6 protein-coding genes are annotated in these 6,600 nt (G+C 70.9%); 3 read left to right on the top strand and 3 right to left on the bottom strand.

The features are described 5' to 3' along the window. Together HKK72_RS34190 and HKK72_RS34185 are read left to right on the top strand one after the other, a co-directional pair. Positions 1–680, top strand: a 680-nt coding sequence (locus HKK72_RS34190) for an aminoglycoside phosphotransferase family protein (RefSeq protein WP_187238560.1), incomplete at its 5' end; no start/stop codon positions are given. 14 nt (positions 681–694) lie between these two features. After that, positions 695–2,389 (top strand): ArnT family glycosyltransferase, encoded by a 1,695-nt coding sequence (locus HKK72_RS34185; RefSeq protein WP_187238559.1) that lies wholly within the window; start codon positions 695–697, stop codon positions 2,387–2,389. Positions 2,390–2,443: 54 nt separating this feature from the next. Here HKK72_RS34185 and HKK72_RS34180 read toward each other — a convergent pair whose 3' ends face one another. Continuing rightward, entirely contained in the window at positions 2,444–4,348 is a 1,905-nt protein-coding gene (locus HKK72_RS34180) for a sulfatase (protein WP_187238558.1), read from the bottom strand. Between the two features lie 306 nt (positions 4,349–4,654). Here HKK72_RS34180 and HKK72_RS34175 point away from each other — a divergent pair, with 306 nt between their 5' ends. Then, positions 4,655–5,374 carry a creatininase family protein gene (locus HKK72_RS34175; RefSeq protein WP_187238557.1) on the top strand — a complete coding sequence of 240 codons (720 nt, stop codon included), beginning with the start codon at positions 4,655–4,657 and terminating at the stop codon, positions 5,372–5,374. Here the strand turns inward: HKK72_RS34175 and ribA are convergent. After that, positions 5,260–6,018 carry a GTP cyclohydrolase II gene (gene ribA, locus HKK72_RS41750; RefSeq protein WP_187238556.1) on the bottom strand — a complete coding sequence of 253 codons (759 nt, stop codon included), beginning with the start codon at positions 6,016–6,018 and terminating at the stop codon, positions 5,260–5,262. The two genes, HKK72_RS34175 and ribA, sit on opposite strands and share 115 nt — an antisense overlap. Positions 6,019–6,100: 82 nt before the next feature. Then, a partial coding sequence (locus HKK72_RS34165) for a lysylphosphatidylglycerol synthase domain-containing protein (protein WP_187238555.1) occupies positions 6,101–6,600 on the bottom strand: 500 nt, incomplete at its 5' end.

Below are 6,600 nucleotides of genomic sequence, written 5' to 3'. Positions count from 1 at the left end.
TCAGCGTCCCCGTGCCGCTGGCCAAGGGCGCTCCAGGCGAGGGATACCCCTTCAACTGGTCGATCCGCGGCTGGCTGGAGGGCGAGACCGCGAGCCCGCACCGCATCGACGACCTGTCCGGATTCGCGACCTCGGTGGCCGACTTCATTCGCACCCTGCAGCGCATCGACGCGACGGGCGGGCCGCAGGCGGGTGCGCACAGTTTCTATCGGGGCGCGTCACCGGCTCACTACGACGAGGAGACCCGCCGCTCCATCGCCGCGTTGGCCGGCCGCATCGACACCGGCCGCGCGTCGGCGGTGTGGGACGCCGCCCTCGATGCGGCCTGGGCGGGGCCGCCGGTGTGGTTCCACGGCGACATCGCGAGCGGCAACCTGCTGGTCAGGAACGGAAGGCTGGCCGCCGTCATCGACTTCGGGACGTCAGGGGTCGGCGATCCCGCCTGTGATCTGGTGATCGCGTGGACGATGTTCAAAGGCGACAGCCGGGAGAGCTTCCGCAGCGCAGTCGGCCAGGACCCCGCCACCTGGGCCCGAGCCCGCGGCTGGGCGCTGTGGAAGGCCCTGATCGGCCTGGCCGAGGACATCGACACAGACGAGAAGCGAGCCGCGGGCAACCGCAGGGTGATCGATGAGGTCCTGGCCGACCACGATCGTGCGGGACGACCGTGCGGCACGTGATGAGAAGGTAGGTCATGACGTCGCCGCCCGCTGTGCCCTGCCGGCCCACGCCCGCGAGCGCCGGGGTTTCCTCGAACCGATTCGAAGCGCTGCGGCGGCATCGGCGATGGTTGTTCGCGCTGGTCGTGGTCGCGCTGCTCGCCGAGATGGCGATCGCGATGGTCACCACGGCGGTGCAGCAGACTCCGACCACGGACGAGCCTGTGTACATGGGTGCGGCGGCGGTCTACCTGCGTCAGCACAGCCTGCGCTACAACCCTGAGCACCCGCCACTGGGCAAACTGGTCATCGGGTCCGGGCTGGCGTGGGCCGACCCGCGCCTCGACTCCTCCTACGCAGGCTCCCAAGAGTCGGTCGGACGGCATCTGCTCTACGAATCGGGCAACGACGCGGGCCGGCTGATGCTGTGGGCCCGGCTACCGATGATCGCGGTGACCCTGCTGTTCGGGCTGGTCGTCTTCGCGTTCGCCCGTGACCTCGTCGGATCGGCGGGTGGATCGGTGGCGCTCGCCCTGTACGCGTTCTCGCCCGACATCATCGCGCACGGGTCGCTGGCCACGCTCGACGTACTGGCGGCCGGCCTGCTGCTGACAGCGGTCTGGTTGCTGTGGCGGGCGCGGCAGCGGCCGCTCCTCTACCTCCCGCTCGCCGGTGTGGCGGTCGGCGCGGCCATGGCCACCCGGATGAGCGCGCTGCAGGCGGTTCCGGTGCTGCTGGTGCTGGTGATCGCGTCGATCTGGTTCGCCGGCCGGAGGCCCGGGCTCGGCACGCGCGGGTCGGCGACGCTCCTCGGGGCGGGCGTGGCGGCGGCGGCCGGCGTGGCGCTGGTCGCGGTGGGCGTGGTGTGGGCCGCCTACCTCGCCGTCGACCCGCGGCTGCGCTGGGCGACGCCAGAGAACCTGCCGGTCGTCGACGGGCTGCGCGGGTTCGTCGTCGACCGGCTGCCGTTCCCGCAGCCGTACCGGGACGGGATGCGCATCCAGTTCGGCTTCGAGGACCGGACGTGGGGCGGCTTCCTGTTCGGCCGGCAGTACCTCGGTTCGCTCTGGTACTACCTGCCGGCCGCGCTGCTGGTGAAGACGCCGCTCGGCATGCTCGCGCTGTGGCTGTCAGGCGCCGTCGCGATGGTCACGGCGCCCCGGCTACGGCCCGCGGCGCCGTACGTGCTCATCCCCGCCGCCGTGCTGCTGGCAGCGGGGATGACCGGCTCGCGCGACCTCGGCGTCCGTTACGCCGTCTTCGTGCCCATGTTCCTGGCGGTCGCGGCAGGCTGCGTGGTCGCATTCCGGTGGCGGTGGGCGCCCGTCGCCACGGCGGCGCTGGTGCTGCTCGTCGTGGTCAGTTCGCTGCGAACGTACCCGTACTACCTGCCGTACTCCAACGAGGCGTTCGGCGGGCCGTCGAAGACCTACCTGCGCCTGCACGACTCGAACGTCGATTGGGGCCAGGATCTGGGGCGGCTCGCCGACCGCCTACGGGAACGGTATCCGGGTGAGCGGATCTGGCTGGTCTACAAGGGCAGCGGCATGCCGTCCTACTACGGCATCGAGGCCTCGGACCCGCTCCAGGTGCCCCCGGGCGAGGTGCACGGGCTGCTCGCCGTGTCGGACAGCTCGATCGCCCGAGCCGATGGCCGGCTGGCGGCGCTGGTCGCCGGCAGCAGGCCGATCGGCACGGTCGGTCACTCAATCACGATCTACCGGCGATAGCGGCGGTGAGCTGGGCCGACGGTGAGCTGGGCCGATGATGAACTGGGCCGACGGTCACCGCGCCGGCGGAGCCTGCGGCCGGCTGGGCCGGGACTGCGATCCGAAGGCGGTCAGGAACCGGTCGCGGAAGGCGTTCATCGGCCAGACCGGAGCCTTCGGACCGGGCTTCAGTCCGTCCTGCCAGCCCCACCCGGAGATCCGGTCGAGAACCGTCCGGTCGCGGGCGACGATCGTGATCGGCACGTCGTGGTCGGCGCCGGTGCCCGTGACGATCGGGGCGGCCTGGTGGTCGCCGAGAAAGACGAGCACGAGATCATCGTCGCCGTAGGTCTCCACGTAGGAGATGAGGGTGTTCAGCGAGTACTCGATGGAACCTCGGTAGGCGGCGCGGACCCGGGCGGGATCGCGCCACACGGCGTCCGGCTGGTCACCGGTCGCGGGCATGCCGTTGAACACCGAGCCGTCACCGACGTCCTTCCAGTCGATGAGCCGGGGGGTGGGCGCCCAGGGCGCGTGGCTCGAGACCATGGGGAACTCGGCCATCACCGGAGCGCGATGCGCCTTCGCCCGCTCGGAGCGCTGGAACGCCGACAGGGTGAACTGGTCGGGCGGAGTGCCCCAGTTGAAACGCGGGCCGCCGTACCCGAGAGTCCATCGGTCGTAGACGTGGTCATAGCCGAAGAACGCCCCCTCGGGCCATGCGCGGGTGTTGCCGGGCATGACACCGACCGTCCGCCAGCCCGCGTGTCGGAAGGCGCCGTTGAGGGTCAGGCGGTCGCTCTTGAGCAGATCCTGGTAGCGCCGCTGGTTGTCGACCCACAGGCCGGAGAGCAACGTGCCGTGGGCCAGCCAGCTGCCGCCGCCCGTTGTCGGTGAGGTGAGAAAGCCGCTCCGGGAGGCGAATCCCGCCGCGCGCAGCCGGCGGTTCCCCGCCTCGAGAACCGCACCGACCTGCGGCGCGAACCGAGGGTTCTCGATCGCGTCGCGCCCGTAGCTCTCGACGAAGGCGAGAAGGACGTCCTTGCCGCGCAGCGCGGGCAGCAGCTCGTTGCCCGGGGTGCCGCCGAAGGGGTCGACGGCGGCCTCAGCGGCGAACACCTTGTGATCCTGCAGGCTCGTGCGCACCTGGACCGTACGGTCGAAAGCGATGACGGCGACCGGCACGCCCGGGACGATCTGGGCGCCGAGCACGGCACAGGCGACCCAGGCGACCCCGAGCACGGCGACGGCGCGGGTCGCCGCGGTGTTGTGCCGGACCACAACGCGGCTCAGCCGCAGGAGCGACAGGGCCATGAGGACGAGCACCGCCACGGCGAGGGTGGCGACCGCGATCACGGAGCCGATCGCGCCGACCCGGCCGGCCGACCCCGTGAGGAACTCCATGGCGTTCGCGAACAGGGGCCAGTCGAACACCAGGTTGAACGGCCGGCCGAGAACCGCGGAGAAGCCGAGGTCGACGGCCTTCACGATGGCCAGCAGACCGAAGGCCACTCCGAGCAGCGCCACCACGACCCGTCTCACTCTCGCCGGCAGGACGAGAACCAGGGCGGCACCGACGAGTCCCTCCAGCGGGATGCGCACGAACGCCTCAGGCGTGAGACGGCCGACCTCGTTCGGAGCGATGAGGGCGAACAGCACGAGCAGGCAGGCGAGCACGGTGGTCACCCACACTGCGATGACACGTCCCCTTCGGAGGCCGCCGGCGGGTTCACCCGCCTCCACGTCGCGCCCCGTACCGCCCGCGCCGTCACCCGCCGCGCCGTCGTCCCGGGTATCACCGTCGTCGTCCCTGGTGGTGCCGTCGTCCCGGGTCGTACCGGCGTCGTCGCCCGGAACGCGCTGCTCCGGACGGTCGTCCGTCGCCGGAGCGGCCGTCGCCGGGTCGTCCGTCGTCAGGTCCTCCTCCGCGGTCGTCCTTCCCTGAGTCGGCAGCCGACGAAAGCGTGTGAGGAACGGCACAACCGAAGGACCTTCCGTGTGAAGCCTGGTGATGTGGTCACTGCGGCGAATACCGGCCCTCACTGCGGAGACGGCCGGCCGCGCCCACTGTATATACGGGCCACGGACGGCGGCGGTTCAAGCGTGGTGCACCGGGTTCTGCACGTCAGCGGCCGCCCGTCGCATGGCCGGTGAAGTGGCAGACTTCCGGGACGGCCCCATCGCCGCACTGCACCTTGCGAACCACGGGACCTTGCGAACCACGGGACCTTGCGAACCACGGGCCCTTGGCAGCCGCGCCCCTTGGGAACCCGGAAAGGACGGGCAATGACCGCGTTGGACGCACCTCTTCTTCCGCTGAGCACCACGACAGAGGAACAGGCCCGGAGGGCCGAGGTGGCGGTACTGCCGATCGGCAGTTTCGAGCAGCACGGCGCCTTCCTGCCGCTGGCGACCGACACCGTGGTGGCGGTCGCCATCACCAGGGCGATCAGCGACGCCTACCCGGTGCTGCACCTGCCGCCGATCACGATCTCATGCTCACACGAGCACGCGGCCTGGGCCGGGACGGTGAGCATCTCCGCCACCACGCTTTCCGCGGTCGTACGCGACGTCGCGGACTCGCTCCACCGGTCCGGGGTCGGCACCCTGGTGCTGGTCAACGGGCACGGCGGAAACTACGTGCTGTCGAACGTGGTGCAGGAGGCCGGACCGGCCGGCCGCCGCATGGCGCTCTTCCCGTCGCTGGAGGCCTGGGCGAAGGCCCGCAGCGCGGCGGGGATCGTGACGTCGGCCGACAGTGACATGCACGCGGGGGAACTGGAGACCAGCCTGCTGCTGCACGCCCACCCGACCCTGGTCGGCCGTGGATACGCCACGAGCGACCACCTCGCGGACGACCGGGAACATCTGCTCACGCTCGGAATGGCCGCCTATACCGAATCGGGCGTGGTCGGCCGTCCCTCGTTGGCGTCCGCGGAGAAGGGCCGGGACGTGCTCGCGAGCCTGGTCGCCTCGTTCGGCGAGATGCTGTCGGTACTCGGCTGACCGAGGAGCGAGTCCAGGTTCGGAAGGTGATGGCCGAGCCGTTCGCGTTTCGTACGCAGGTAGCGCAGGTTCTCATCGTTCGGCGGGATGAGCAGCGGGACCTGTTCGGCCACCTTGACGCCGTAACGCCGCAACGCCTCCAGCTTCCGCGGGTTGTTCGAGAGCAACCGCACTGAGCGCACGCCGAGGTCGTTCAGCATCTCCGCGGCCACGCGGTAGTCCCGCGCGTCGACCGGAAGCCCCAGCGCGAGGTTCGCCTCGACCGTGTCGAGGCCCTCGTCCTGTAGCCGCATGGCCTTCAACTTCGCCAGCAGCCCGATCCCCCGCCCTTCGTGTCCCTGCAGATAGACGAGGACGCCCGCACCTTCCGCGACGATCGTCCGCAGAGCCGCGGACAGTTGGTCGCCGCACTCGCAATGGGTGGAGCCGAAGACGTCGCCGGTGAGGCATTCCGAATGCACCCGGGTGAGCACATCGTGCCCGCTGACATCGCCATAGACCAGTGCCACCTGCTCGCGGGCGTTCGCGCGATCGAGATAGCCGATCGCGCGAAGATCCCCGTACACGGTGGGCAGCCGGGTGTTCACCACCCGCTCGGTGGCCGACCGCCGCGGAACGTCCAGAGCGACATCAGGTTCTGACATACACCTTTCCCATCTGTGCGGGTGTCCGACAGTACGCGGCGGGAAGCCGGAGTTCAGCACCTCGTTCGCGCGCACCTGCCGGTCACGGCCGGACATCGCGCGGTGGCGGTGCCGTCGCCCACTTCGCGATACCGGTCGAGGGCGTGGTCGGCCGCGACGATACATCGCGCGCCGGACGTTCTGACCGCATGCCGGCGAAGCTCAGACGCAGCAGCGCCCCGGCGCCGGGCAGGCTCGCGACGAACGCGAGCACCCCGTACACGACAGCGGTCGTGAGGCCCTGTGCGGCGCCCAGCCCCGCCGCGCCGAACGCCAGCGCGGCCACGCCTTCGCGCGGTCCCCAGCCGCCGACGTTCACCGGCACCACCATGGCCAGCAGCGTCAGCACCATCAGCGGCAGCAGCAGGGTGACCGGAGCGGTCGATCCGGCCGCGCGGGCGGCGACCAGAAGCAGGGCGAGATGCCCGGCGAACGTCATGACCGACAGCAGCACGACACCCGGCCAAGCGTCGCGGGCGAGCAGGCCGCGCCGGAGGTCACCGAAGGAGACGGCCGACGCGCGGCGCCATCGCGAGCCGCTCT

The organism is Actinomadura sp. HBU206391 (genome assembly GCF_014323665.1).
Classification (GTDB): domain Bacteria; phylum Actinomycetota; class Actinomycetes; order Streptosporangiales; family Streptosporangiaceae; genus Actinomadura_C.
This window is presented reverse-complemented; position numbering and strand designations above follow the sequence as displayed.

Excerpts from the sequence above, each read along its gene's own strand:
- ribA (WP_187238556.1), bottom strand. The coding sequence starts at position 6,018 with ATGTCAGAACCTGATGTCGCTCTGGACGTTCCGCGGCGGTCGGCCACC.
- HKK72_RS34185 (WP_187238559.1), top strand. The coding sequence starts at position 695 with ATGACGTCGCCGCCCGCTGTGCCCTGCCGGCCCACGCCCGCGAGCGCC.
- HKK72_RS34175 (WP_187238557.1), top strand. The coding sequence starts at position 4,655 with ATGACCGCGTTGGACGCACCTCTTCTTCCGCTGAGCACCACGACAGAG.